22 protein-coding genes are annotated in these 26,035 nt (G+C 54.0%); 17 read left to right on the top strand and 5 right to left on the bottom strand.

Features of this window, described 5'->3' with window-relative positions:
• Nucleotides 1-811 precede the first annotated feature (811 nt).
• The 4 genes from BCF53_RS19205 to astB all read left to right on the top strand — a co-directional run bounded on the left by BCF53_RS19205 (nt 812) and on the right by astB (nt 5,013).
• Nucleotides 812-982 (top strand): hypothetical protein, encoded by a 171-nt coding sequence (locus BCF53_RS19205; protein ID WP_165901873.1) that lies wholly within the window; start codon nt 812-814, stop codon nt 980-982.
• 13 nt (nt 983-995) lie between these two features.
• Nucleotides 996-2,030, top strand: coding sequence for an arginine N-succinyltransferase (gene astA / locus BCF53_RS09910; protein ID WP_132701570.1), 1,035 nt, complete (start codon nt 996-998; stop codon nt 2,028-2,030).
• Nucleotides 2,031-2,039: 9 nt separating this feature from the next.
• On the top strand, nt 2,040-3,509 hold the full coding sequence (gene astD, locus BCF53_RS09905; protein WP_132701569.1) for a succinylglutamate-semialdehyde dehydrogenase: 1,470 nt from the start codon (nt 2,040-2,042) through the stop codon (nt 3,507-3,509).
• 163 nt (nt 3,510-3,672) lie between these two features.
• Nucleotides 3,673-5,013: an N-succinylarginine dihydrolase gene (astB, locus tag BCF53_RS09900; RefSeq protein WP_132701568.1), complete on the top strand. Its 1,341-nt coding sequence runs from the start codon at nt 3,673-3,675 to the stop codon at nt 5,011-5,013.
• Between the two features lie 56 nt (nt 5,014-5,069).
• Here astB and BCF53_RS09895 read toward each other — a convergent pair whose 3' ends face one another.
• Nucleotides 5,070-5,777, bottom strand: a complete 708-nt coding sequence (locus BCF53_RS09895) for an SDR family oxidoreductase (RefSeq protein ID WP_132701567.1) — start codon at nt 5,775-5,777, stop codon at nt 5,070-5,072.
• A gap of 488 nt (nt 5,778-6,265) precedes the next feature.
• Between BCF53_RS09895 and BCF53_RS09890 the strand changes: the two genes are divergently transcribed.
• Together BCF53_RS09890 and BCF53_RS09885 are read left to right on the top strand one after the other, a co-directional pair.
• The gene (locus tag BCF53_RS09890; protein WP_132701566.1) at nt 6,266-6,475 is read left to right on the top strand and encodes a cold-shock protein; all 210 of its coding nucleotides are present in this window, start codon (nt 6,266-6,268) and stop codon (nt 6,473-6,475) included.
• Between the two features lie 107 nt (nt 6,476-6,582).
• Entirely contained in the window at nt 6,583-7,005 is a 423-nt protein-coding gene (locus BCF53_RS09885) for a DUF3465 domain-containing protein (protein ID WP_132701565.1), read from the top strand.
• 245 nt (nt 7,006-7,250) lie between these two features.
• Here BCF53_RS09885 and BCF53_RS09875 read toward each other — a convergent pair whose 3' ends face one another.
• A complete protein-coding gene (locus BCF53_RS09875) occupies nt 7,251-7,793 on the bottom strand; it encodes a cytochrome b (RefSeq protein WP_132701564.1) in 543 nt (180 codons plus the stop codon).
• Nucleotides 7,794-8,121: 328 nt separating this feature from the next.
• On the opposite strand from BCF53_RS09875, the gene BCF53_RS09870 reads away from it, so the two are divergent.
• The 3 genes from BCF53_RS09870 (at nt 8,122) to BCF53_RS09860 (ending at nt 9,996) form a co-directional block, all read left to right on the top strand.
• Nucleotides 8,122-8,898, top strand: coding sequence for a glycoside hydrolase family 16 protein (locus BCF53_RS09870; protein ID WP_132701563.1), 777 nt, complete (start codon nt 8,122-8,124; stop codon nt 8,896-8,898).
• Nucleotides 8,898-9,107, top strand: coding sequence for a cysteine-rich CWC family protein (locus BCF53_RS09865; protein WP_132701562.1), 210 nt, complete (start codon nt 8,898-8,900; stop codon nt 9,105-9,107). Before BCF53_RS09870 ends, BCF53_RS09865 begins: the two co-directional genes overlap by 1 nt.
• A 145-nt stretch (nt 9,108-9,252) precedes the next feature.
• Nucleotides 9,253-9,996, top strand: coding sequence for a carbonic anhydrase (locus BCF53_RS09860; protein WP_132701561.1), 744 nt, complete (start codon nt 9,253-9,255; stop codon nt 9,994-9,996).
• Nucleotides 9,997-10,170: 174 nt separating this feature from the next.
• On the opposite strand, the gene BCF53_RS09855 is transcribed toward BCF53_RS09860, so the two are convergent.
• Nucleotides 10,171-10,371, bottom strand: a complete 201-nt coding sequence (locus tag BCF53_RS09855) for a hypothetical protein (protein WP_132701560.1) — start codon at nt 10,369-10,371, stop codon at nt 10,171-10,173.
• 478 nt (nt 10,372-10,849) lie between these two features.
• On the opposite strand from BCF53_RS09855, the gene recC reads away from it, so the two are divergent.
• The 6 genes from recC (at nt 10,850) to BCF53_RS09825 (ending at nt 21,003) form a co-directional block, all read left to right on the top strand.
• Nucleotides 10,850-14,116 (top strand): exodeoxyribonuclease V subunit gamma, encoded by a 3,267-nt coding sequence (gene recC / locus BCF53_RS09850; protein WP_132701559.1) that lies wholly within the window; start codon nt 10,850-10,852, stop codon nt 14,114-14,116.
• Nucleotides 14,117-17,503: an exodeoxyribonuclease V subunit beta gene (gene recB, locus BCF53_RS09845; protein ID WP_132701558.1), complete on the top strand. Its 3,387-nt coding sequence runs from the start codon at nt 14,117-14,119 to the stop codon at nt 17,501-17,503.
• Nucleotides 17,496-19,283, top strand: a complete 1,788-nt coding sequence (gene recD / locus BCF53_RS09840) for an exodeoxyribonuclease V subunit alpha (RefSeq protein WP_132701557.1) — start codon at nt 17,496-17,498, stop codon at nt 19,281-19,283. Before recB ends, recD begins: the two co-directional genes overlap by 8 nt.
• Nucleotides 19,280-19,684 carry an acyl-CoA thioesterase gene (locus BCF53_RS09835; RefSeq protein WP_132701556.1) on the top strand — a complete coding sequence of 135 codons (405 nt, stop codon included), beginning with the start codon at nt 19,280-19,282 and terminating at the stop codon, nt 19,682-19,684. The genes recD and BCF53_RS09835 overlap by 4 nt, the downstream gene beginning before the upstream one ends.
• A gap of 245 nt (nt 19,685-19,929) precedes the next feature.
• Entirely contained in the window at nt 19,930-20,466 is a 537-nt protein-coding gene (locus tag BCF53_RS09830) for a PEP-CTERM sorting domain-containing protein (protein WP_132701555.1), read from the top strand.
• A gap of 240 nt (nt 20,467-20,706) precedes the next feature.
• Complete coding sequence (locus BCF53_RS09825; RefSeq protein ID WP_132701554.1) at nt 20,707-21,003, top strand: hypothetical protein; 297 nt, start codon at nt 20,707-20,709, stop codon at nt 21,001-21,003.
• A gap of 43 nt (nt 21,004-21,046) precedes the next feature.
• On the opposite strand, the gene BCF53_RS09820 is transcribed toward BCF53_RS09825, so the two are convergent.
• Nucleotides 21,047-21,733, bottom strand: a complete 687-nt coding sequence (locus BCF53_RS09820; RefSeq protein ID WP_132701553.1) for an HAD family hydrolase — start codon at nt 21,731-21,733, stop codon at nt 21,047-21,049.
• 178 nt (nt 21,734-21,911) lie between these two features.
• On the opposite strand from BCF53_RS09820, the gene BCF53_RS09815 reads away from it, so the two are divergent.
• Both BCF53_RS09815 and ppnP read left to right on the top strand, forming a co-directional pair.
• On the top strand, nt 21,912-23,660 hold the full coding sequence (locus BCF53_RS09815) for an AMP-dependent synthetase/ligase (protein ID WP_132701552.1): 1,749 nt from the start codon (nt 21,912-21,914) through the stop codon (nt 23,658-23,660).
• A gap of 50 nt (nt 23,661-23,710) precedes the next feature.
• Nucleotides 23,711-23,992, top strand: a complete 282-nt coding sequence (gene ppnP / locus BCF53_RS09810; protein WP_132701551.1) for a pyrimidine/purine nucleoside phosphorylase — start codon at nt 23,711-23,713, stop codon at nt 23,990-23,992.
• Nucleotides 23,993-24,390: 398 nt separating this feature from the next.
• On the opposite strand, the gene BCF53_RS09805 is transcribed toward ppnP, so the two are convergent.
• Nucleotides 24,391-25,983, bottom strand: a complete 1,593-nt coding sequence (locus BCF53_RS09805; protein ID WP_132701550.1) for an ABC-F family ATPase — start codon at nt 25,981-25,983, stop codon at nt 24,391-24,393.
• Between the last annotated feature and the right edge of the window lie 52 nt (nt 25,984-26,035).

Raw genomic sequence — 26,035 nt, 5'->3', positions numbered from 1 at the left:
TACTGATGTAGTTAGGTACTGATGTAGTTGGGTACTGATGTAGTTGGGTACTGATGTAGTTGGGCAGCCCAACGGTACTTCTTCAGAATGTGTTCGAGAACTCGGCCTTTGGCCTCAAACACCCTCTCACATTCTGAAGAAGTCCCCTTGGTCTGCTGGGAAGAACCGGCTTCATGCGATTAGAAAAGATAAAAGACGTGAGTAATCGACAAATGAATTGAAGGAGACGAGGGGAATTTCTGAACAATCGGTGAGGGTGTTTGAGGCCGAAGGCCGAGTTCTCGAACCTATTGAGCAGGAATTACCGTCGGCTCCGGGTGAGCCACCAGATTGGCAAACCCAACAGTGAAGCATTGCTCAGTCTCAAGAGACGAGGGGAATGTCTGAGCAATCGGTGAGGGTGTTTGAGGCCGAAGGCCGAGTTCTCGAACCTATTGAGCAGGAATTACCGTCGGCTCCGGGTGAGCCACCAGCTTGGCAAACCCAAAAGTGAAGCATTGCTCAGTCTCAAGAGACGAGGGGAATGTCTGAACAATCGGTGAGGGTGTCTGAGGCCGAAAGCCGAGTTCTCGAACCTATTGGGCAGGCATTACCGTCGGCTCCGGGTGAGCCACCAGATTGGCAAACCCAACAGTGAAGCATTGCTCAGTCTCAAGAGACGAGGGGAATGTCTGAGCAATCGGTGAGGGTGTTTGAGGCCGAAGGCCGAGTTCTCGAACCTATTGAGCAGGAATTACCGTCGGCTCCGGGTGAGCCACCAGCTTGGCAAACCCAAAAGTGAAGCATTGCTCAGTCTCAAGAGACGAGGGGAATGTCTGAACAATCGGTGAGGGTGTCTGAGGCCGAAAGCCGAGTTCTCGAACCTATTGGGCAGGCATTACCGTCGGCTCCGGGTGAGCCACCAAAGAGCGAAACAAAAAGTGTCAGCCGCAAAAAACGCGGCTACAAGCCAGCCACCGATCGTGGCTTACTAAAGAAGTGAAGAGGATTGCACCGTGTACATTCGGCCCATCCAAAAAGAAGACCTAGACAGTCTGTACCAGCTGGCAAAAAACTCCGGCGTCGGTGTGACATCGCTGCCCGACAGCAAACAGAAAATGGAAGCCAAGCTCAGCCAGGCCGTCGCATCGTTCAACAAAAGCATTCCCGAAAGCGAACGCATTTACCTGTTTGCCCTGGTTGAACCGGCCAGCCAAAAAATCGCTGGCATCTGCGCACTGGAAGCCAGTATTGGCCACGAAGACATCTGGTACAACTACCATGTCGGTAAAACTGTTCACTCCTCGCGTGAAATCAGCGTACACAAAATTACCGAAACACTTTATCTGAGTAACGACCTTACCGGCTGCTCAGAAATTGCCACCCTGTTCCTCATGCCCGACTACCGTAAAGACCAGAACGGCCAACTGCTCAGCCGCAGTCGCTATATGTTTCTGGCGGAATTTCAGGAACTGTTCAACGAACAGATCATCGCTGAAATGCGCGGCTACAGCGACGACAACGGCCGTTCCCCATTCTGGGACAGCCTCGGCAAACACTTCTTCCACATGGAGTTTTCCGATGCCGACTATCTGACCGGCCTCGGCAACAAGGTCTTCATCGCCGAACTGATGCCGAAATTCCCGATCTACGTGCCCATGCTGTCACCGGCGGCTCAAGCCTCCATTGGCAAGGTTCACCCGCAAACCGAACCAGCACTGGCCATGCTCAAGTCTGAAGGCTTTGAACCGAACAACTACATCGACATTTTCGATGGTGGCCCGACCGTTTCGGTAAAGGTTAAAAATATTCGCGCGGTACGCGAAAGCGAAATCTACAACGTGACCCGCAGCGAAGAGGCACCCGCGACAGATTTAACCGACAAGTACGGTTTATTGCTGGTCAGCAATCGAAAGTTTGACGATTTCCGTGTACTGCTAGCCAACAAATCCGCTCTGAACGGCAACAGCATTGTGCTGACGCCGGAACAAACAGAACAACTACAACTGAACGAAGGCGATACGGTTCGCGCCGTTTCATTGCGCCCTTAGGAGGTCACTATGTCTCACCCATCACTGTTTATCGGCGGCCAATGGATAGCCGGCAATGGCAAGGATTTAACATCCACCAACCCGGTTACACAGCAGGTTGTCTGGCAAGGCAGCACCGCCACACCGGCCAATGTCAACCTGGCGGTTCAGGCAGCACGCAGCGCCTTCAAAGGCTGGCGCAAAACGCCCGTTGAAACGCGCATTAACATTTGCCGGAAGTTTGGCGAATTGCTGAAAGAAAACCAGGAGCACCTGGCCGCCGTTATTGGCAGCGAAACCGGAAAGCCCTTGTGGGAATCGCGCACTGAAATTACCGCCATGATCAATAAGGTCGATATTTCTGTTCGCGCCTACAACGAGCGCACCGGCACCAAAGAAAGTGACCTGCCCGATGGCAAAGCGGTTCTGCGTCACCGCCCGCATGGCGTGGTGGCCGTATTCGGCCCTTACAACTTCCCCGGTCACCTGCCCAATGGCCATATCGTTCCGGCCCTGATAGCAGGCAACTGCGTGGTATTCAAACCGAGCGAGCAAACGCCAAAAATGGCGGAAGAAACGGTCAAACTGTGGCAACAGGCCGGCATACCGGAAGGTGTTCTCAATCTGGTTCAGGGGGCGATTGAAACCGGCGCAGCCCTGGCCAATCAGGGTCATATCGACGGCCTGTTCTTTACCGGCTCGTCCACCACCGGCGAGCTGCTGCACCGCGAATTCAGCGGCGATACCGGTAAGATTCTGGCCCTGGAAATGGGCGGCAATAACCCGATGATTCTCGATGATGACATTGACGAAAAAGCCGCGTTGCACCATGTATTGTTCTCGGCCTTTATTTCTGCCGGTCAGCGCTGTACCTGCGCACGCCGGTTGCTGGTGCCGGATAACAGCGCTGGTGATGAGTTTTTGGAAAAGCTGGTCGATGCTGCACTCAACTTAACGGTTGGCCGCTACGACGACGAGCAGCAGCCCTACATGGGCTCGGTCATTTCCGTTAAGGCGGCCGAAGGCCTGCTGGCAGCGCAACAGAACCTGATCGATAAAGGCGGCGTATCGCTGCTGGAAATGACTCAACTGGAAGAAAATACCGCGCTGCTGTCGCCGGGTATCATCGACCTGACCGACGCTACCGACGTACCGGATACCGAATACTTCGGCCCGTTGCTTTCGGTGTATCGCTACAGCAGTTTTGAGCAAGCGCTTCAGATTGCCAACGACACCCGTTACGGCCTGTCTGCCGGTTTGCTTTCCAACTCGCGCGAGCGTTACGAGGCATTCTTTGAAGAGATTCGCGCCGGCATCGTCAACTGGAACAAACCCATTACCGGCGCCGCCTCAACGGCACCGTTCGGCGGTATTGGCGCTTCCGGTAACCATCGCGCCAGCGCTTACTACGCTGCAGACTACTGCGCCTACCCGGTGGCCTCTATGGAAAGCCCGGAGCTAACCGCGCCCGCTAATTTGCCTAACGGGATGAAACTTTAAGGCAGCCGCCAGAACACAATTTGCCACGGACTAAGCTCAATGATCGTGCTCTTGAGATTAGGGCATCTGAGGCAGGAAGCCGAAGTTGAGCCCCACGGATGGGTTTACGCGTCCCTAATTTCAAGAGCACGATTATTGAGCTGGAAAGCTGGAGCTGAACGACATGAAAGCATATGAACTGAATCTGGATGGCCTCGTCGGCCCCACCCATAACTACGCCGGCCTTTCCTACGGCAACATCGCCTCAACCTCGCACACCGCCGACGCATCCAACCCGAAAGAAGCCGCCAGGCAGGGGCTGAAAAAAATGAAAGCCTTGGCCGATGCTGGCTTCAAACAAGGCATTCTGTTGCCGCATGAGCGCCCGGCCATCTGGGCACTCAAAGCACTCGGCTTTAGCGGCAGCGATGCGCAAATTCTGGAAAAGGTGCAAAAGCAGAACCCGGTGTTGCTCAGCGCGGTTTGCTCCGCCAGTTGCATGTGGACAGCCAACGCCGCCACCGTATCACCCAGTGCCGATACAATGGATAAACGCCTGCACTTCACTGCCGCCAATCTGAACGCCAAGTTTCACCGCTCCATCGAGCACGAAACCACCACCCGCATGTTGAAGAGCATCTTCGCCAACGAGCACTACTTTGCCCATCACGCGGCGCTGCCCGCCATTGCCAGCTTTGGTGACGAAGGCGCCGCCAACCATACTCGCTTCTGCACCGGCTATGGCCAGAGTGGTGTTGAGCTGTTCGTTTATGGCCAGGCCTCATTCAACAACAGCCTGCCTGCGCCACAGAAATACCCGGCCCGGCAGACGCTGGAAGCCAGCGAAGCTATCGCCCGCCTGCACGGCCTGGGCAACCGCAACGTCGTGTTCGCTCAGCAGAACCCTGCGGTCATCGATGCCGGTGTGTTCCATAACGATGTGATCGCCGTCGGCAACGGCAACGTGCTTTTCTATCATCAGGAAGCGTTCCTGAATACTGAACAGGTACTGAAAGAAATCGACGACAAGCTGGTTGGCAGCAACCTGATTGCTGTTTGCGTGCCAACCCGTGAGGTCAGCGTGCTCGACGCCGTACGCTCGTACCTGTTCAACAGCCAGCTGCTGAGCAACAAAGATGGCAGCATGACGCTGGTGGTGCCCGGCGAATGCCGCGAGACGGAATCTGTCTCCCGCTATCTGGATTCACTCCTGGCCAACAGCAGCAACCCGATCAACGAAGTCAAGGTATTCGACCTGAAGCAGTCGATGAACAACGGTGGTGGCCCTGCCTGCCTGCGCCTGCGGGTCGCCATTAATGAAACCGAACTGGCCGCCATGCATCAGGGCGTACTGCTCACCGATGAACTTTATGCCAACCTGAACCAATGGGTCGATAAACACTACCGCGACCGGCTCATTCAGGCAGACCTGGCCGACCCGAAACTGCTGACAGAAAGCCGCACCGCATTGGATGAACTGACGCAGCTGACCGGCGTGGGCAGCATTTACCCGTTTCAGTTGTAACTTTAAGCTGCGTCATAAAGCCTGCTCTGGCCAGTGGCGGATGCGCCACTGCCAGTTCACCAATCAATTTCCTCGCCGCTGTAGCTGAACAACCTGCCGCTGTCTTGGGCACTTAGCCGGCTCAGCAAACTCAACAAACACTGCGCCACATAATCGGCCGTAAATAGCTGACCTTGCGGCACATTGCGCTGAAAAGGTTTGGATAACCCGGTATCCGTCGTCCCAGGATGAAAAGCAACCACACAGCAGTTGGGCAGCTTGCGTTGCCATTCAATGCTAATGGTTTTCAAAGCCATATTCAGCGCGGCTTTCGAGGCCCGGTAACTCACCCAGCCACCGATGCGGTTATCTTCAATACTGCCAATGCGTGCCGAGAACGAGACAAAATAGCTCGTCGATTTCGCTTTTAAGTGTCGGCTGAAATGCTTCGCCAGCAACAGAGATGGCAGCGTATTGGCCTGAATATTCTGCTGGAAAAAATCAGGGTCAAACTCAGTAATCGATTTTTCTGGCTTGTGCTCAGGCGAATGCAAAAAACCAATGGCATTGATCAGCATATCTAATGCAGGCAGCACTGCTGCCAGTTGCGCCACCGACCGTTCATCGGATGCATCCAGCTGAAACCAACGCAACCGATCATGTTGCAGCGCAGGTCTTTTAGACCGGTAAGTGGCATAGAGGGTTGCGCCCGGCTTCTCCTCCAGCAGCCGCTCAACCACAGCAGAGCCAATCCCGCCCGAGCCGCCAATTATCAGAATATTCATTAAGGTTACTCCTTCCCTGGATAGCCTTACGTATCAACGAAGCAAATAGTTCAGGGCGATAGCCTGATAGGCAAAACAGTAGATTGAAAAACGTCGTAAAGCACAACCGGAGCGAAGCACCACCGATACGCCGGAAATGTTCGCCCGGGTAACAAAAAATTTCGCAGCGCCGGAGGAACAAGAGGACTTCGGCCGAAGACCCATGAATAAAAGGCTGCAGATCAGGCCCGGTTCTTATGTATCAATGAGTAAACGTTTCGAACACTCTTCGTAAATAGCAAAGCAACAAATATCGTTTGACTTACGTCAGATCGGTCTGTACGCTGCGCGACCAAGCTAAAAAGTAAGCATCAATTTTACAACCTCCATTTCGTAGTTGCTTGAAGTACTCCGTCCTGTAGTTTTTAAATTTTCGTTTGTTTTTCGCTTTTAATGCCTGCCAAATAATTGGTAAAGGCGCACGATTTAATTTCTATGGGATATATAAAATGTCTAATACAACTACTGGCACAGTAAAATGGTTCAACGAAACTAAAGGCTTCGGTTTTATCGAGCAAGAATCTGGTCCTGACGTTTTCGCTCACTTCAGCGCGATTTCAGGTTCTGGCTTCAAAACTCTGGCTGAAGGCCAAAAAGTTCAGTTCACAGTGACTCAGGGTCAGAAAGGTCCTCAGGCTGAGAACATCGTTGCTATCTAATTTCGATAGCCGACAGAAAAAAGCAAGCTTCTAGCTTGCTTTTTTTTCGCCTGTAACTTTATCTACAGGCTATGAATTGATGCTATATCCGGGATATGGATTAATTTATGAACAGACTTCTTATTTCCATCGCTATCACACTGTGCAGCTTCAGCCTTGTCAGTGCCGGTGAATTTAACTTCCGGCAGGCAAGCTCCAGCGATGCGGTCCTTCTGGATGCGTACGAGAATAAAACCAGTGACTTGCAGGTTCAGGGGCTGGGCATTGTCACCCGGGTACTGGCGGATGATCTGCAAGGCAGCCGGCATCAGCGTTTTATTCTTGAGCTGTCACACGGGCAAACCCTGCTTGTTGCGCACAATATTGACCTGGCGCCAAGAGTCAGCGATCTTGCGGTTGGCGACAGCGTTGAGTTTTACGGTGAATACGAATGGAACCCGCAGGGCGGCGTTATCCACTGGACCCATCACGACCCGGCGGGAAAACACCCAGGTGGATGGCTGCGCCACCAGGGCAAAACCTACCAATAGCGGATTCCTTCAGGCATAAAAAACGGCGAATAACTCGCCGCAGACTGCTGACAAAGTCACCACTGCCTTCAAGGCGATGAAAAGGTAGCTCCTAAATAGACGTCGAAAACATGGATGTTTTCGTCGAGCGTATCAGGACGATACTTGCAGCGGTCTATTTAGGAGCTACCTTTTCGTCGACGGGGTATACCGACAATCTGCGGCGTATAACTCCCCGCTCTTATTTACAGACAGCCACCCGCCATTTACTTTTCGCCGGCGCCAAGCATGCGTGAAAGGGTTCCGTCTTTATCGATGAACTGATGCTTTATGGCCGCTACCACATGTACCGAGACGATAATGATGATGGCCCATTTACCGCCACCGTGAATCACGTGTGCCAGCTGGTCCAGCCAGGCAACATCCAGATTAGACGACGGGATGACCGGCACGCCAAAGAAGCTGATTGCGCGGCCATGCGACACACTCATCATGATGCCCGAAATTGGCATCACCACAGTCAACAACAACAGCAGACCATGCACGGAGGCGGCAGAGATCTCCTGCCAACGCGGCATAGCACCCAGCGACGGCAACTTGCCTTCCTTTACCCGCCAGATAATCCTGGCAAGCGCCAGCACCAGAATCAGCAAGCCAATACTTTTATGAATGTTCATAATTTCGCGCTGTTCGGGCGAGCGTTCCATCTGTTCCATAATGATGCCGACCGTCGTTGCCGTAATCATCAGCAGCGCCACACTCCAGTGCAGCACCATGGTTGGGATAGAAAGTTTTTTAAAGCGACTCATTTCAGGGACTCTCCAAAGGGTAAAGAAAAATCAGCATTGCAATAATGCCGAAGCAAACCAGTAAATTGTGAAAGAAATAAGGAACAAACGGGCCTCATCCTACGAATAGATGAACTTGTGGCACGGCTGGCACCGGCGATCTAAAAACGCACACGAACGTTAAACTCGTTAAAGCGGAGCTTTCCGGCCCACCATCAAAGAATCGCTGAAGCCTACGACACAAACAGACAATTAATCCATACTGGAACATCAAACCACTACTACACTGAGCCTAAGTGATCTAAACTGACGATATTAACTCTCAAACAACAATAATAAGGATCACGCCATGCAACGCCCCCTTCCTCTTATCAGTACACTGGCCATTGCCACCGGCGCACTGTTCTGTTCACTGCCTGCCCAGGCTGCCGATAGCGACCCATCGCTGTACGGTGCGGAACTTTATAGCCTGGATACCGTACTCTACGGCAAGTTCGTCTTCCGCATGAAGATGCAATCGGAGCCTGGCGTGGTTTCCTCGTTTTTCACCTACGATAACCAATCCTGGCAGGGTAAGGGCATTCCCTGGCGTGAGATTGATTTCGAGACCATTGGCATTCGCCCTGACCTGCTGCAGACCAATATCATCACCGGCGACCTGAGCAGCCGGGTAACCACCGAGCACGAGGCAGAGGTTGAAAACATCGGCGACTACCACACCTACACCCTGGAATGGACGCCGGATGCCGTCATCTGGAAGGTCGATGGCGTTGCCGTCAGAACGGAGCTGGCTGCAAACTCACAACAAGTGATTGACCTGCGCGATACGCCTCAAACCTATCGCTCGAATATCTGGATTTCAGACGTGCCGGAATGGGTTGGTGAAATTGACCTCTCGCACCTGCCGCTTTATCAGGCGATTGACTGGATGGAATACTACAGCTATTCAAAAGACGCCGGTTTTGCGCTTCAATGGCGTGACGATTTCGATTCATTCGATCACTCCCGCTGGGCAAAGGGAAACTGGACATTCGATACCAACCGCGTCACCTTTGCACCGGAAAACCTGCAAGTAATAAACGGTGAGCTCGTCTTCGCCCTCACCGCCGGCAACAAGGGCTTTTAATGAAACAACCGTTAAGCAACCAATGCCCAATCTGTTTGGGCAGCAACCAGTGCAGCGCAGACACTTCCTGCTGGTGCATGCAAACCAAGGTACCGGAAGCATTAATCGCACTGGCTAAAAAACGCGGGTTGAACAGCCAGTGCATCTGCAAAAAGTGCATCGACCGTTTTGAAAAAACCGGATCACTGCCAACCGGCAGTGAGCAGTAACGGAAACATACGAGTCCATCACACGGCTTCACAAGCTTTACATTGTGAGCATCAATTTTAAATTTTGACCGCTGTTTAATTACGCGGCTTTCATGAATCATTCGGGTCTTTTTTATACCTCTAAAGAAACTGAAAGGAAACGATCATGAAAACTAAAACACTCTGTGCTGCCGCGGTGACTGCGTCACTTTTATGCACCGGCTACAGCTTCGCGCAATCTGCCCACTGGGGTTACGAAGGAGAAGAAGGCCCGGCACACTGGGGCTCTTTAAATGAAAGCTTTGCCATGTGCGCTATGGGCAAGCTGCAGTCACCGGTCGATATTTCCAGTGCAGTAAGTACCACCCAATCACCACTGACGTTCGACTACAAAGCCGGCGGTTATGAAATGATCAACAACGGCCACGCCTTACAGGTAAATTATGCGCCGGGCAGTACGCTGACCGTGGGTGATCACCAGTACGAGCTAAAACAGTTCCACTTTCATTCCCCGAGTGAAAACACCATCAACGGAAAGCAATTCCCGCTGGAGGCACACTTTGTTCATCAGGATGCAGATGGAAACTACGCCGTTGTTGCTGTGATGTACGACAACGGTGAGCCGAGAGAAGGGCTTGCAAGTGTCTGGCAAACGCAACTGCCAAAAACCTATGAAAAGCAAAGTTACGAAAACCCAATTGATGCCAACAGTTTGCTGCCAGAAAGTTTAGTGAGCTACCAGTTTACCGGCTCGTTAACGACGCCCCCCTGCTCAGAAAACGTTCAGTGGATCGTATTAAAAGAAGCAAACTATACCAACGATGAAATCATTCACGCCTTTGGTGAAGTTGTTCACTTGCCGAACAATCGCCCGGTACAGCCGTTAAACAACCGCACAATTTCCCAATAAACAGCCATACAAAAAAGAGCGCTTGCAAAGGCAAGTGCTCTTCAAAGGGTGTCGGCCATTCGCGACGTTAGCGCTTTGTTCATCGGCAAATCAATTACCTGAAAAACAGTTTGCTTTATTCCTTAATAACTTTATTTCCGTCAGGGTTAAAACCTTTTAAACCCTGACTTCACCCTACGGGGCACGCGTGAAGCCCTGCAAAACAATCACATCCTTCGCGCTGGGTTGTTTTACATCCACGCGCCTGTCGCTGTTAATGTTGTACAGGCCAATATCACGCGCCAGGTGCTCATTCCCCTGAATCACAGTAATGTTTGGGCGCTTAGATTTAGCAAAAAGTTTTTTAATACGTGCAAAGGTATTTACCAGGTTCATAACAAACTCCATTAAGAATTTAATGAACCGGGAGCTTTAAAAATGGAAGGATGTTACTGCTGCCGAACCGCTTATAAAGCTCGCGGTTCGGTAAGTGACATTAAACGAAACGCGATATTTCCAGACGATTATTTTTCGCATACGTGCGAGAACCATTACCCATGCGGGTAAAACAAGTCTGAGCATGTTTAGGTGCTGTGCAGATCATGTGAGTTCTCCTGATTAGCGCGAAAGATCGCAGTTCGTTTGTTAGCACCGAGCTAACGGGCTTTAGACTACCATGTCATTATGACAATTCAACAGCAGCGCAAGATTATTTTTCATTTTATGCAATATTTTCTTACTCGCTCACAAACTGAAGCGACTGGCGATTCAGCTGAGATTTTTTAAATCGTGATACACTTTAATACTCAAATTTAAAACCCGCCTAATGCTGACCATTAGAATTAACCCGATACATTTTTGAACCGGAGCGGCCATGTTTTATAGCTACCCTTCCAATCGTATGGAAAACCTGGTCTTCGCCTTTAACGAAATTTCCAAGGCCTCTTCTTCCGGCCCGTTCAGCGCAGAGAATATTTTGGTTCAGCACCCCGGCATGCAGCACTGGCTGAGCATGGCCATTGCCAACCTGCCCGAACGCCAGGTTTGCATGAACATCAATTACCCGCTGCCGGTGCGTTATTTCTGGGATTTAATCCGCCATGTCATTGGCAGTGAACAGGTACCCGAACGCTCCGCCTACAGCCGGGAGATTCTCGCCTGGCGCATATTCAATTTACTGGGCTGCAGCGAAGTGACTGAACAGCCACTGATGGCCGAGCCCACGCTTTACTGGCAACAGCAGCCGAGCTACCTGCAACACAGCCGCCGGTTTCAACTGGCCGAACAACTGGCCGACCTGTACGAGCAATACCTGATGTTTCGCCCGGACTGGATCGACGCCTGGGAAGCCAGCGAACTGGCGGGCAGCGAAGCGCTGCAACAACAGGAAGGCTGGCAGGCCGAACTGTGGCGCCTGCTGACCCAACAGGACGACAAACACCCGCTGCGTTTAATCCGCATGGCAATGGATAAGCTATCGTGCCCGGCAGAGCCGCTGCCCGATACCTTTTACCTGTTTGGCATCAATACCATGGCGCCGGTGTGGCTGAACTTTTTGCAGCAACTCAGCGAACAGTGCGATGTGGATGTGCACCTGTTTTACCTGAACCCCAGCGCCGAATACTGGGATGACATCAAGTCAGAAAAACAGGCCATGCGCCTGGAAGCGAAGAAGATTCAGCAGCGTGCGTCCAGCTTTAGCGATGAAAACGACCTGGAACTGCATACCGAAACCGGCAACCCGCTGCTGGCGAGCTTAGGGCAACAAGGCCAGGCCTTTGTGCGCCTGCTTTCTGAAACGGCACACTTCGACACCCCGGTGTTTTCCGCCAATGAACAGCAATCTGCATTGGCACTGTTGCAGCACGATGTACTCACCCTGAACGATGCGCGCAGTGAGCACAGCGAGCGGACACTCGACGACAGTATCAGCATCGCCAAAGCTCACAGTGCCTTTCGCGAGGTGCAGGCATTGCACGACTGGCTGTTGCACCAGTTCAACAACGATGCCAGCCTGACGCCGAAAGATGTGGTGGTAATGTGCCCGAACATCGAAAACTACGCGCCCTTTATTCACGCCGTGTTTTCTCAGAGCTTTGCCGATATTGAAGCCACCAGCCCGCCGCTGCCCTGCTCGGTGGCCGACCGTAACCTGAAAGATGCCGACCCGACGGTGGCTGCCTTTCTGGAACTGCTCAACCTGCCCGATGCCCGCTTCGAGGTAAACCAAATACTCAGCTGGCTGCGGGTACCGGCCATTGGCCACAAGTTTGAGCTGGCCGACAGCGATCTGGTACTGATCGAGCAGTGGCTTGCCAGTGCACACATTCACTGGGGCCTGAATGCCCGCCATAAAACCCAATGGGTAAACGGGCCGGTGACCGAGCACTTCACCTGGCGTCAGGGTTTAAAGCGATTGCTGTTGGGCTTTGCCTACAGCGATGAAGAGTCACTGCTTGGCGATCAGCTGCTGCTGCCCGATGTGGAAGGCGCTAATGCCCTTCTGCTGGGCAAGCTGATCAACATTCTGGAACAACTGGAAGACGCTCGTTCAACGCTCAATAAAGCACGCACGCCTTCCGGCTGGCAGAAGTACCTGACCGAAAACATCAAGCTGGCGCTGATTTCCGGCGAGAGTGAATTTGAACGCAGCAACCAGCATATTCTGAACGCCATCAACGACTTCACCGAGTTTGCCAACCGCGGTGGCATGGCCGACGAACCAATCCCGCTGGCGGTAATCCGCACGGTACTGGAAAACGCCTTTGCCAGCCCAGAGCAAACCGGCAGCCAGTTTATGACCGGCCAGATCACCGTGTGCTCGCTGGTGCCGATGCGCTCCATCCCGTTTAAGGTGGTTGCGCTGCTCGGCCTGAACGATGGTGAATTCCCGCGCACCCGGCCGCCACTGGGCTTCGACCTGATGGCGCACGATACGCCCCGGCTGGGCGACCGCTCCCGGCGCGGCGATGACCGCTACCTGTTTCTGGAGGCTATCCTCTCTGCCCGGCAGGCACTGTATTTAAGCTATCAGGGCTTTGATGTGCGCAACAACGAACAGCGCCCGCCTTCGCTGGTACTGGAAGAATTATTCGACTACCTCAAAGGCAGCTTTAACTTTTCGGCTCAACGCGATGTGAAAACCATTCCGCTGCAGCCGTTCAGCCTGAAAAACTATGCGCCCGAGCAGCCATCATTCAACCGACAGTGGTTAAAGCTGCTCAACGCCGAAGCTGCCCAAGCTGAGCAAACCTCATTACCGGCGCTAAGCGATGTGAAAACCGATTGGCAGCTGCACGAATGGGTTCAGTTTTTCACCCACCCGGCGAAATATTTCGCCCAGCAACGCCTGGGTTTATTCCTGCAGCAAAGCGATGCTGTCGAGCTGGACGATGCCGAACCGTTCGCACTCAGCCATCTCGACCGCTACCGCCTTCAGGAAAACGAAATCAACCTGGCGCTGAACCAGAAATGCTCACCAGACCTGGCGCTGAAAATGAAAGCCGGTAGCGAACTGCCGGTATTCAGCTTTGTTGATGAACAACTCGACGACTGGCAACAGCAGGCGCAGGCGTTCAGCAAGCAGGTCGCCGCGCACGGTGGTAACCGTCTTGAAATAAGAAGCCAGACGCTGGAATTCAACCGGTTCAAGCTCAGTACTTCATTGCCGGAATGCGACAACGGCCTTCTGTTCTGGCGCATGGCCAACCCGAAAGGCAGCGACTTGGCGACGTTATGGCTGCACCACCTGTTTGCCAACGTCAGTCAGCCGACGACCACCATCGGCCTGTATCGCGGCAAAGACAACAGTATTGATCAGCTCACCGCCCAGCCGGTAAAAGAGGCTGGTAAAAAGCTTGAGCAGTTTTATCAAACCCTTATCGCCGGCCTGAACCAGCCGCTGATCGTACACAGCCAGATTGCACTGAGCCTGCTGAACGAGAAAGAAACCCTGAAAGACTGGAGCCTGCTGTGGCTGGGCGACAGCTACAACTTTAAACAGGGCCTGTTGGATGACCCGTACAACCGGCACTTTTTCGCAGTCGAGCAAGATTATGAGGCCATCTTCGCGCAGGTGCGCGCACTGTACAGCGAGCTGCCCGAAGCCATCACGCTTAGCGCCATCAGCGAGGACGCCTAAATGCAGGAATTAACCCTGACCCAAATTCCGCTGCACGGCACGCACCTGATTGAGGCCAGCGCCGGCACCGGCAAAACCTACAGTATTCTGCGCATCTATCTGCGCCTGTTGCTGCAACAGAAGCACTCGGTGCATCAGATCCTGGTGATGACCTTTACCAATGCCGCCACGGCGGAGCTGCGCAACCGGCTGAGTGAATTCCTGCGCGAAATCAGAGCCGAATGGCAGACCAGCACCGAGCCTGTCGTTATGGAACTGCGTAAAGAGCTGCCCAGTGCCGAGGCCGACCTGCTGCTGAAGCAGGCCATCCTACACCTGGACGAAGCCAGCATCTTTACCATTCACGGCTTCTGCAAACGGGCGCTGGGCGAACAGGCCTTCTTAAGCGGCGTCAGCTTTAACCTGCAGTTGGAAGGCGATTCCAGCGAGCTGATTATTCAGGCCGCACAGGATTGGTACCGCAATAACATAGACAACGACGCCTTCGCAGAACTCTATAACCAGTGGCCCACACCGGAAGGCTTTGTCAGCCACTGGAAGCTGGCGCTGACCACCAGCGATGATGTGCAACGGCCACAAACAGCCGACATCAGCCCGCTGTGGCAGGATTTTCTGGCGCACTGGGAGGGCGAGCGCGAAGCCTTCGTAAAGCTGAATATCGAGGCCAAGCTGAAACAGGACCGGCTTGATAAAAACCATGAAGACTTAGCCTGGCTGGATGCCGCCTACCAACAGCACAGCACCGAGCCGCTGCAACACCTGCTCAGCGATGTGGTGAAGCGCTGCTTCGACGGCAAGAAAAAACAGGCCGAGCTTGCCCACACCGCCGCGCTGTTGCCGGCGCTGCAAAGCAACCGCAAAGCGGAACTGATTAACTTTGCGCTCGATGGTGTGGAGTTTATCCGCCAGCGTGTCAGCAATGAAAAGGACCGCTTAGAGCGGCTCGATTTTAACGACCTGATTATTCAGCTCAGCCAAAGCCTGCAGGCCGCCAATGGCGATGCGCTGGGCAAGGCATTACTGGAAACCTACCCGGCGGTACTGGTAGATGAGTTTCAGGATACCGACCCGGATCAGTACGCCATTCTTAACAGAATTTACGGCAACGCACCAAGTGCCTTCATGTGCCTGATTGGCGACCCGAAGCAGGCGATTTACTCGTTCCGTGGCGGCGATGTGTTCGCCTACCTGAAAGCCAAAGAACAGGCGCACTACCACTGGTGGATGAACACCAACTACCGGTCTGCGCAGGGCGTCGTTGATGGCTACAACCAGATTTTTATCGGTAAGAATGCCGCTGAAACCTTTGGTTTCGGCATTGGCTACCAGGCCGTACAGGCAGCAAAAGAAGCCATCAGCTTCAGCGACGATAGCCAGCGCGCTGCCGTGCAATGGGTGGCACTGAGCCCAACGGAAGTGCCCAGCCGGGGCTTGAATAAAGCCTTCTGTGAACAGATCGCGCGCTGGTGCAGCAATGAAATTATTCAGCTGATCAGCGCAGTAACCGCCAATGGGCAAGCTGTTAAACCGGGTGATATCGCGCTGCTGGTACGCAGCCATACCGAGGCCACCCTGCTGCAGAACGCCTTAACCGCCGCCGGTTTAAGCTCGGTATTCTTAAGCGCTCGCGCCAATGTGTTTCACAGCGATGAAGCCCGGCAGCTGTATCAGTTACTCAGCGGCATCTGGAAGTATGAAAACGACCGCTTGTTCATCGCCGCACTGGCCAGCAACTGGCTGCAGCTCTCAGTTACCGAGCTGGATGAACTGCAGCACGATGAATTCCGCTGGGTACACTGGCAAAGTCAGTTTGAAGACTGGCGCAACCAGTGGCAGCGCAATGGCCTGATGAGCATGCTGCTGGATATTCTGCAGCTGCACTTTAAACCTTCGGCGGCCGATGCCAATCGCCAGCTCACAAACATGCTGCACCTGGCCGAGCTGCTGCAAAAAGAAAGTACCCGGCTGCGCAAGGCCGATGCCCTGCTGCATTGGTTCGCGCTGGCTATGGATGAGCAGCATGGCACGCCGGAAGAAAACACCCTGCGCCTGGAAAGCGACGACGAGCTGATCAAGATTATCACCATGCACGGCTCTAAAGGCCTGGAATACCCGGTGGTGTTCCTGCCGTTTGTGGCCTATCACGGCAGCTCGACCAAAACACCGGCGGTGCTGCGCTACCACAGCCGCCAGGATTTCAGCGCGCACCAGTCCTACCTGCACAACAGCGATATTCTGCGCCTGGCCAATGAAGAAGACGAAGCCGAGCGCATCCGGCTGTTTTATGTAGCGGCTACGCGCGCCAAATTGCGGCTCTATATTTGTGCGGCCCCCTTTGGCAGCTTTAAGAATTCAGCCCTGGCACGCACCCTGAAACTGGATAAGTTCAGCACCGGGAGTTTTGCCGAAATAGAAAACACCGGCCTGCTGCAGGTGAATACCGATGCGCTGCAAGACGCCAGCTGGCAACCAACGGAGTCTCGCCAGCAGCCGCACATCGCCGAGTTTACCGGCCGTATTGAACGCGACTGGTGGCTGAGTTCGTTTTCGGCCTTAACGCGGCATATCTCCCACAGTAACCAAAGCCTGAGCAGCCACAGCCAACCGGACCGCGACGAAGATCAGCCCAGCGAACTGCCGGCTGAATCCGATCAACTGCGCTTCCGCCTGGCTAAGGGTGCCGAGGCCGGCAACCTGCTGCACGATGCCTTTGAAGTGCTCGATTTCCAGTCACCGGATTTCGCCAAGGCTTACGAAAACAGCCAAACCCGTTACCCGAGCCTGACTGAGAGCTTCGCAGCGGCAGAATTCAGCCAGTGGCTAAACGAAATTCTCAATGCCCCGCTACCCCGGGGTGGCAAACTGGCCGATCTGCCCATGGAAAAAACGCTGCGCGAGGCCGAGTTTTACTTCCCCATGCAGGGCCAGCAGGCCGATGCGCTGGCGGCCTTTATCCGCAAGCACCGCAATGCGGACTACTACCTGCCAGAGCGTAACCGCCTGAAGGGCATGATGCATGGCTTTATCGACCTGATATTTGAGCACGACGGTCGCTTTTATGTCGCCGATTACAAATCGACCTTCCTGGGCACAAGGCTGGATGACTACCACCCGGCGGCGGTTACCCTGAGCGTGTTTCATTCCAGCTACGATGTGCAGTACCTGATTTACTCGCTGGCACTGCACCGCTACCTGAAGACCCGGCTGCCCGGCTACAACCCGGAGCAACACTTTGGTGGGGTTTATTACCTGTACCTGCGCGGCATGAACACAGACAACAGCAACGGCATTTACTTTACCGGGGTGAGCCAGAGCGAGCTGGACGCGCTCGATGCCATTTTCTCTGAACCGCAACCCCTAAACCAGCGCGGAGCCGCCCATGAGTGAACTGTTACCCTCTCCGTTCCAGGCCGTGGACCGGCAGCTTGCCCAAGAGGTGTGCCAGCTGCTGAAAATTGACGATGCCTTGCTACGCCAGAGCATCATGGCCATGAGCTTTGCGTTGCAACAGGGGCACAGCTGCCTGGCCCTGCACAGCTGCCTGCAGGAAAGCCCCTACCGCACGATGGCCGAGTACGGCTTTGAAAGTTTTCCACCTGCGGCGCAATGGCAGGCTCATTTAGAGCAATTGCCGATACGGCCTGAACACAATGCACCGGTCGTGTTCTATCAGGGGCGCCTGTACCTGCGCCGCTATTTTCAGTTTGAAACGGAGCTGGCTAGCTTTATTGCCAGCCATGAGAACCGGCAACCCGCGCTGACCAGCGAAACGCTCAAGCTGGCCAGGCAGCTGCTGGGCGAATTTTTCAGCACCGAACCGGGCCAGACCAACTGGCAGCAGGTGGCGGCAGCCAATGCGCTGCTCTCCAGCTTTACCACCATCATCGGCGGCCCGGGAACCGGTAAAACCTATACGGTGACGCGTATTTTGGCGCTGCTGGCCATGCTCAGCGAGACAACGCTGAAGATCAGGCTGGCGGCCCCCACCGGTAAGGCAGCGCAACGGCTGGCCGAATCGATTCGTCAGGCCAAAGCCAACATGAATCTGGATATGATTACCGCGCAAAGCATCCCGGATGAGGCCGCGACGCTGCACCGCCTGCTGGGCGTGATTCCCAACAGCATTCACTTCCGCCATAACCGCGAAAACCCGATTGATGCCGATGTGGTGCTGGTGGATGAGGTTTCCATGGTCGACTTGCCTCTGATGACCCGCTTCATCCGCGCGCTGAAGCCAGAAACCAGAGTCATTCTGCTCGGCGATGCTGACCAGCTGCCCTCGGTCGCTGCAGGCAGTGTTCTGGCCGATATCACCAGCGGCCAGCGCCAGCAGTACAGCGCCAAGCGATGCGCTGCACTGAAGCAGCTGGGTATCAACCTGCCGGCAGCGGCCGAAGGCCAAGCCACACTCGACCGCGTCACTGCACTGGTGCACAGCCGGCGTTTTTCTGAGCACAGCGGTGTCGGCGCATTGGCCAGAGCCGTGTTGGCAGGAAACTGCGCGGCCAGTACCGAGGTTTTCGCACAATTCAACGACCTCCGCTGGGTCCCGGACGACCAGTTTGATGCCCAGCTGAATGACTGGCTGCGCCAGCATATTCAGCCGATCGCCCAGCAAGGCAGCGTTAACGAGGCCTATGCCAAACTGCAGCAGTTCCGCTTGCTGTGTGCCACCCGTGAAGGCGAGCGCGGGGTCAAGGAACTGAACGAACGCATCACCCGGCTGGTCAATACAGAGCGCACGCCGTTCTTTAAAGGTCAGCCGGTTATGGTGACGCAGAACCATTACGGCCTGAAACTGTATAATGGCGACATCGGCCTGCTCTGGCCCAACGATGAAGGCCACCTGATGGTCTGGTTTGAGGCCGAAAACGGCTATCGCGCGGTGACACCCGGACGCCTGCCGGCCTTTGAAACGGTTTATGCCATGACCATTCACAAAACCCAGGGCTCCGAGTTTGATCATGTGGTGGTGGTTTTACCGGGCGAAAAATCGTCCCTGCTTAACCGCGAGCTGATCTATACCGGCCTGACCCGCGCCAAACTGACAGTCACGGTTGTCGGCGCGGCTACCGTTTGGCAACAGGGCGTCAGCCAGCGGGTTGAACGCTGGGCCGGGCTTTCCGAACAAATAGCCGAACGTTTAGCTGCAAGGAACACAAAATGACCCAGGAATTTCAGTTTACCGAACACTTCAAGGTTCGCGACTACGAATGCGACCTGCAACGCATCGTCAACAATGCTGTGTACCAGAACTATCTGGAACATGCCCGGCACGAGTTTTTGCTCAGCAAGAAGGTCGATTTCGCAGCACTGGCCGATGAGGGTTTAAACCTGGTGGTCATTCGCGCCGAAGTGGACTACAAAAGGTCGCTCACCAGTGGCGATGAATTTTATGTGGGCGTGAACTTCTCGATGCACGACCGGGTACGTTTCAAGTTTGATCAAACCATCGTGCGTAAAAGCGATAGTGCCGTTTGCGTACAGGCGGTGGTTTATGGCACCGGCATGACCAACAAAGGGCGGCCTAAAGTACCGAGAACATTAGTGGAGCAGCTGCTGGCATGAGGGACAGAAAAAGCCGACGCGCTGTCGAAATCCTTTACATCTGAATAAAAACACAGGAGACTCCGCCACCGCGGCCGATTTTTTGTGAACCGCATCGCAAACATTGTTCAGTTTGGACAAAAAATGTCGGTTTTTCTTACAACCCGAAAGACAAAGTGTGATGCGGATCCCCATATCCAGCGGGGTTGCACCATTTGGCTCAGTTCGTGCTACATAACTGAAAATTCATTCAAGGAATTGATGCTGTGAATTTACTCAAACTTATCCCTGTTCTACTGCTGACGGTTTCGCCTGCTTTTGGTTATTTTATCTCCGACAGCAGCGGCACGACCGATGTCGGCTCACTCGATTCCCTGCTAGCAGTAATTTCCAAATCGGACATGAAAGATTTTGGTAACGGTTCTAATGAAACAACGGAAGCTAACTGGGTCAATTCTATTTTGCCCACCAGCTTCACGTCTGAGGACGCCTCAAAAAATGAAAAGGTTGGAGCGACGCTGGTTGACGGTGAATCAAATATCTGGGCCTTTGAGCTAACAACCGGCGCTGGCTATTACGTTATTAAGAACAGCACCTGGTGGGCACTGCTACTGAACAACGACTCAACCTCGTGGGGCGTTATTGATACCAGCTTATCGGGCCTGTCTGAGTTCAATCTGAATGACCTGGAAATTAGCCATGTCACGGAGTTTAAGGTTCCCATCCCTGAACCATCCAGCCTGCTGCTGTTCGGTATGGGCATTGCTGGCCTGGTAGGCGCGCGTAAATACCGAAAAAGCTAAGCCTTACCCCATCACAGCCTAACAACCTGCCTCGTGCTGGTTGTTTTGTTTCTGCCATTCTGAAATTACGAACTGCATTAATTGTGCAATTATTTTCGGTGATCTCCGGATAAATTGTGGCTTTGTCAGCTAGCCGCTGACGAATTGTGGAGAAGCCGGTGGTTTTGCCCGGCGCCAATTGGAAATCGCTTTGAAATAGCCATACTCAGCGCATCGGAAACCAAACCACAGGATAGAACGATGAAGAAAATAACCGCATGTGCAGCCGCTGTGGCTATGGCACTTTCAATCGGAACCGCTATTGCAGCCAGTTCAGATCAAGGCCCGCCTCGAGGCCCTAACTTCGCTGAAGTTGCAGAAACCCTGGGCATTGCCGAGCAAGATTTGATTGATGCTTTAGGCGAGCCTGTACAGGGTGAGCGCCCGGATTTTGCCACTGCAGCAGCAGCTCTGGGCATCAGTGAACAAGATCTGATGGATGCGATGGGCCCGCCTCCGGGTGGCGGCCAGGGCGGCCCTGGCGGTCAGAGCAACTAAGAGCACGACTTAGTTAAATAAGAGGGCTTCGTGCCCTCTTTTTTTAAGCAATACTCAGAACGTCGACCAGATGGCGCACACTGAAATCTGGCTCTATATCCGTTTCATTCACAGCGTCGTTGCGCTGATACCAACATCCTTTCATACCGACCTGCTGCGGCCCTTGCACATCCGATTTAATATCGTCGCCTATCATCAGGCAGCGGCTGGCATCGTTCACCCCCACATGACGCATGGCGATATGGTAGATCTCTGGCTCCGGCTTTTTCACACCAACCACAGAACTTACCGTGATCCCCTGTAGCCTTTCTTCCCAGCCGGCTAAACGCCAGCGGTGTGCCTGTACCGCGGGAAAGCCGTTGGTGATGATGTGAACCGGGTACTTGCCCAGCAGATAATCCATCAGCTCATCGGCACCGGCTTCCTTTTCGCAATGCTGCGCCAGGCTGGCCTCGTAGTGGTCGGCCAGCTGCACCGGGCAGACCTGCTCAATTAAACCCATATGCTCTGTCCACCGGCTCCAGCGCAAATGATTAATCTCGCTGTTATGAATCAAGCCCTCATTGTGCTGGTTCCAGCAATCACGGTTAATCCGGTTGTAGTGAGCAATCGCTTCGCTGTGCGCAGGCAGGCTGAAACGGGCCAGGCTATCGGCAATGGCCTTGCTCTGCGTGCGGTCGAAATCAAACAGGGTATTGTCGGCATCAATAAAAATGGCATCGAAGCTCATCGGTTGAACTACTCTAATTAATCAAACGCTCATTGCACCCTTTTCAAAGAACGGTTGCAAGGCACCATTACCGTGAGCAGATGGCACAACAGCATTTGTTTTGCAGCCATAGTTCAGATATCGGCAATGATATACAGTTGTATATTAATAACTCGAATAAAGCCTGTCTGGAGACTCCATGCCTTATATCTCGCAAATGCAGCACCATGCAGCGACCTACCCCTCTGCCCTTGCCCTTTCAGAAAAACAGCAGGGCCATTGGCATCATCTGAGTTGGACCGAGGCCTGGCAGCAGGTCACGCAAATCGCGGCCAGGCTCAACAGCCTGGGCATCAGCAGAGGTGAGCGCATCGCTATTTTTGCCAACAACTGCGTGGACTGGACTCTGGTCGACCTCGCGGCGATGTACCTGGGTGTTGTAACTGTTCCGCTTTATGCCACAGCCAGTCCGGGGCAGATCCAATACATTCTGCAGCATGCCAAAGTACGGCTGGCGTTTTGTGGCGAAGAACAGAGCCATACCCTGGCCAGCGTCACCGACGAATTACCCGATTTAACCGGCACGGTATTGATTGGTCAGCATTCACTGAGCAGTCTGCCTGACAACCATCTGCAGCACTGGGTCGGCACCAATCTGCCCGCGCCGGAGCCCTACCTGGCCACCGAGTCTGATTTACTGACTATCGTCTACACCAGCGGCACTACCGGTACCCCCAAGGGCGTCATGCTCACACACGGCAACCTGATGGCAACGGTTCAGTCGCACCTGCAGGCACTGGATTTCAGCCGCGGTGACCGTTCGCTGGCGGCACTGCCGCTGAGCCATATCTTTGAACGCGGTTGGAGCCTGATTGCACTCTATGCCGGTGGCCACAACCACTATGTGGATGATGTAAAACAGATGGCCTCGCTGCTGCCGGAGGTGAAACCTCATGTCGTCTGCGCAGTGCCGCGCATGCTGGAAAAAATTCACAGCGGTATCTTCAGCAAAGCCAAAAAGAAGGGGTTTCTCGCGCACTTCATGGTGAACTGGGCGGATGTGCGCGTGCAGCGCAATACGGCACAGCAGCTGGCCGGTAAAGAGCTGAACGGGTATCAGCGCCGTATGCAGGCACTGGCCACAAAGCTGGTGGGCAGCAAGATTCGCAACGCGCTCGGCGGTGAGGTTCGCTTTATGCCTTGCGGTGGTGGCTCGCTGGATGCCGGCATTCACAGCTTCTTTGCCGGGCTGGGCATTAACGTCAAGGTTGGTTACGGCCTGACCGAAACCTTTGGCACAGTCAGCCTGATGCCGGATGTCGGCTACCTGCCGGGCAGTATGGGCCAGCAATTGCCTAATGTAGAAACCCGCATAGACCCGAAAACCCAAGAAATACTGGTCAAAAGCCCGGGCATGACCCACGGTTATTATCTGGATGAGGCGGCGACCAGCGAACTACTGGTCGATGGCTGGCTGCGCACCGGCGACGCCGGCAACAAGGATGCACAGGGCAACCTGATCTTCCAGGAGCGCATTAAAGACCTGATGAAAACAGCCAACGGAAAGTACATCGCACCGCAGCAGGTGGAAGGCATACTGGCACGTGAAGCGCTGTTTGAGCAGGTGGCGGTGATTGCCGATGCGCGCAAGTTTGTTTCTGCGCTGATCGTTCCGGCCTGGGAAGCACTCGAAGACTATGCCCAGAGCATCAACCTGAGTTACGAAAACCGGCTGGAACTGATTCGTAACTCGAAGGTTCTTGAATACGTGGAGCATTGCCTGCAGGAGGTACAAGGCGAGCTGGCGATGTTTGAGCAGGTGAAAAAGTTCACCCTGCTGCCGCAGGAGTTTTCCATTGAACAGGGCGAAATCACGCCAACCATGAAGCTGCGCCGAAACGTGATTGCACAACGCTTTGCCCAAGAAATTGAGGCCATGTATAGTTAGCGGCCCTGATGCGGCCCGGCCAAGACCGGGCCTTTTTATGAGAGATCAAGATGATTAAACACAACGAGTATTTTGAAGGTAAGGTGCAGTCACTGGCCGTTGATGGCCACGAAAAGCCTGCCACCGTCGGTGTCATGGCCGCTGGTGAGTACGAGTTTGGCACCGAACTACCCGAGCTGATGACCGTGATCGCCGGTGAGCTGCAAATTCAACTGCCCGGCGAGAGCGAGTGGAGCACCTACCGCAATGGCCAGTCGTTTAATGTTGCCGGCAACAGCAAGTTTCAGGTGAAGGTACCGGTAAATACCGCCTACTACTGCATCTACGGCTAATCGCCCACCAGGGGCTGAAACTCAGCTCAGCCCCGACACCCCACCCTAATACCAGACCACCGGCTGCTAAATGCTAGATGCTAGATGCTAGATGCGAGATGCGAGATGCTAGTATCTCGATTCTCGAATCTGCCCCTCTGCTACGCCACCACCCGGTACTTCCTGCTTAGGTGTTCGGGAACTCGGCCTGCGGCCTCAGACACCCCTCGGCACCTGCGCAGAAAGCCCCGCTGGCAGCTCTGATACATCTCACATCTCACATCTCACATCTCACGTCTCACGTCTCACGTCTCACGTCTCACGTCTCACGTCTCACGTCTCACATTTTACGCCTTACTTATCACTCCACCAGCCATCTAGCATCTAGCATCTAGCAACTAACTACTAGCATCTAACAATTACCCCACAATCGACTGACTCACCAGGTAGTCATCGTAAGTACCGTGGAAGTCGACAATGCCGTTCGGGGTAATCTCCAGAATGCGCGTTGCCAGGCTGGAGACAAACTCACGGTCGTGGCTGACAAAGATCAGCGTGCCGGGGTAGTTTTCCAGCGCCAGGTTAAGCGATTCAATCGATTCCATATCCAGGTGGTTGGTCGGCTCATCGAGCAACATAATGTTCGGGCGTTGCAGCATCATGCGGCCAAAGATCATTCGGCCCTGCTCACCACCGGAAATGACCGATACCGCCTTATGGATTTCGTTCTGCGAGAACAGCAGGCGCCCTAAGGTACCGCGAATAACCTGCTCGTCGTCGCCCTCTTTACCGCATTCACTCATCCATTCCAGCAGCGTTTTTTCGCTCTGGAAGTCGGCAGCGTGATCCTGTGCGTAATAGGCAATGTTAGAGTTTTCCGACCACTTGATGGTGCCGGAATCCAGCTCGGTATCGCCCACCAGGCACTTCATCAGGGTCGATTTACCAATACCGTTGGCACCAATAATGGCGATGCGCTCACCCACTTCGATTTTCAGGTCGAGGTTCTGGAACAAAATTTCGTCGTAGCTTTTCTTCAGCCCTTCCGCTTCCAGTGCCATGCGGTGCAGCTTTTGCTCCTGCTCGAAACGGATAAACGGATTCTGACGGCTGGAAGGCTTCACTTCCGCCAGCTCGATCTTATCGATCTGCTTGGCGCGGGAGGTGGCCTGTTTGGATTTGGACGCGTTAGCCGAGAAGCGGCTGACAAAGGTTTTCAGCTCAGCAATCTGCGCTTTCTTCTTGGCGTTATCGGCCAGCAGGCGCTCACGTGCCTGAGTCGAGGCCGTCATGTATTCATCATAAGAGCCCGGATAGATGCGCAGCTCGCCGTAGTCCAGATCGGCCATGTGGGTACAGACACTGTTCAGGAAGTGACGGTCGTGCGAGATGATGATCATGGTGCACTGGCGGTCGTTCAGTACGCCTTCCAACCAGCGAATAGTGTTGATATCCAGGTTGTTGGTCGGTTCGTCGAGCAGCATGATATCCGGGTCAGAAAACAGCACCTGCGCCAGCAATACCCGAAGCTTCCAGCCCGGTGCGACCTCGCTCATCGGGCCATAGTGCTGTTCAATGGGAATACCCACACCCAACAGCAATTCACCGGCACGGGCTTCCGCTGAGTAACCGTCCATCTCTGCGAACTCGCCTTCCAGTTCGGCCGCGCGCAGACCGTCTTCTTCAGTCATTTCAGTCTTCGCGTAGATGGCGTCTTTTTCAGACTTTACCTGCCACAGCTCGTTGTGGCCCATGATGACGGTATCAATCACGCTGAACTGTTCGTAAGCGAACTGATCCTGTTTCAGCTTACCGATGCGTTCGTTCGGATCTTTGGAAACATTGCCGAGCGAAGGCTCCAGGTCGCTGCCGAGAATCTTCATCAGCGTGGATTTACCGCAGCCGTTGGCGCCGATCAGGCCGTAGCGGTTGCCTTCGCCAAACTTTACGGAGATGTTTTCAAATAGCGGCTTAGCGCCAAACTGCATGGTGATGTTTGCGGTGGTCAGCAAGGTGGGAATCCATATTTTGAGGTGAATGTGTTGCCAGCGGTGCTGGAAAAGA

Source organism: Reinekea marinisedimentorum (assembly GCF_004341165.1).
In the GTDB taxonomy this organism is placed as follows: domain Bacteria; phylum Pseudomonadota; class Gammaproteobacteria; order Pseudomonadales; family Natronospirillaceae; genus Reinekea; species Reinekea marinisedimentorum.
Note: the sequence above shows the minus strand (reverse complement) of the source record. Positions and strands in the feature narration are given on the sequence as shown.

Coding starts and splice junctions, on each gene's coding strand:
- BCF53_RS09890 (WP_132701566.1), top strand. CDS start 6,266: ATGTCTAATACAACTACTGGCACAGTAAAATGGTTCAACGAAACTAAA.
- BCF53_RS09825 (WP_132701554.1), top strand. CDS start 20,707: ATGAAGAAAATAACCGCATGTGCAGCCGCTGTGGCTATGGCACTTTCA.
- BCF53_RS09875 (WP_132701564.1), bottom strand. CDS start 7,793: ATGAGTCGCTTTAAAAAACTTTCTATCCCAACCATGGTGCTGCACTGG.
- BCF53_RS09860 (WP_132701561.1), top strand. CDS start 9,253: ATGAAAACTAAAACACTCTGTGCTGCCGCGGTGACTGCGTCACTTTTA.
- BCF53_RS09820 (WP_132701553.1), bottom strand. CDS start 21,733: ATGAGCTTCGATGCCATTTTTATTGATGCCGACAATACCCTGTTTGAT.
- recB (WP_132701558.1), top strand. CDS start 14,117: ATGCAGGAATTAACCCTGACCCAAATTCCGCTGCACGGCACGCACCTG.
- astB (WP_132701568.1), top strand. CDS start 3,673: ATGAAAGCATATGAACTGAATCTGGATGGCCTCGTCGGCCCCACCCAT.
- BCF53_RS09895 (WP_132701567.1), bottom strand. CDS start 5,777: ATGAATATTCTGATAATTGGCGGCTCGGGCGGGATTGGCTCTGCTGTG.
- BCF53_RS19205 (WP_165901873.1), top strand. CDS start 812: ATGTCTGAACAATCGGTGAGGGTGTCTGAGGCCGAAAGCCGAGTTCTC.
- BCF53_RS09835 (WP_132701556.1), top strand. CDS start 19,280: ATGACCCAGGAATTTCAGTTTACCGAACACTTCAAGGTTCGCGACTAC.
- BCF53_RS09855 (WP_132701560.1), bottom strand. CDS start 10,371: ATGAACCTGGTAAATACCTTTGCACGTATTAAAAAACTTTTTGCTAAA.
- BCF53_RS09885 (WP_132701565.1), top strand. CDS start 6,583: ATGAACAGACTTCTTATTTCCATCGCTATCACACTGTGCAGCTTCAGC.
- BCF53_RS09870 (WP_132701563.1), top strand. CDS start 8,122: ATGCAACGCCCCCTTCCTCTTATCAGTACACTGGCCATTGCCACCGGC.
- BCF53_RS09865 (WP_132701562.1), top strand. CDS start 8,898: ATGAAACAACCGTTAAGCAACCAATGCCCAATCTGTTTGGGCAGCAAC.
- ppnP (WP_132701551.1), top strand. CDS start 23,711: ATGATTAAACACAACGAGTATTTTGAAGGTAAGGTGCAGTCACTGGCC.
- recD (WP_132701557.1), top strand. CDS start 17,496: ATGAGTGAACTGTTACCCTCTCCGTTCCAGGCCGTGGACCGGCAGCTT.
- BCF53_RS09815 (WP_132701552.1), top strand. CDS start 21,912: ATGCCTTATATCTCGCAAATGCAGCACCATGCAGCGACCTACCCCTCT.
- recC (WP_132701559.1), top strand. CDS start 10,850: ATGTTTTATAGCTACCCTTCCAATCGTATGGAAAACCTGGTCTTCGCC.
- astD (WP_132701569.1), top strand. CDS start 2,040: ATGTCTCACCCATCACTGTTTATCGGCGGCCAATGGATAGCCGGCAAT.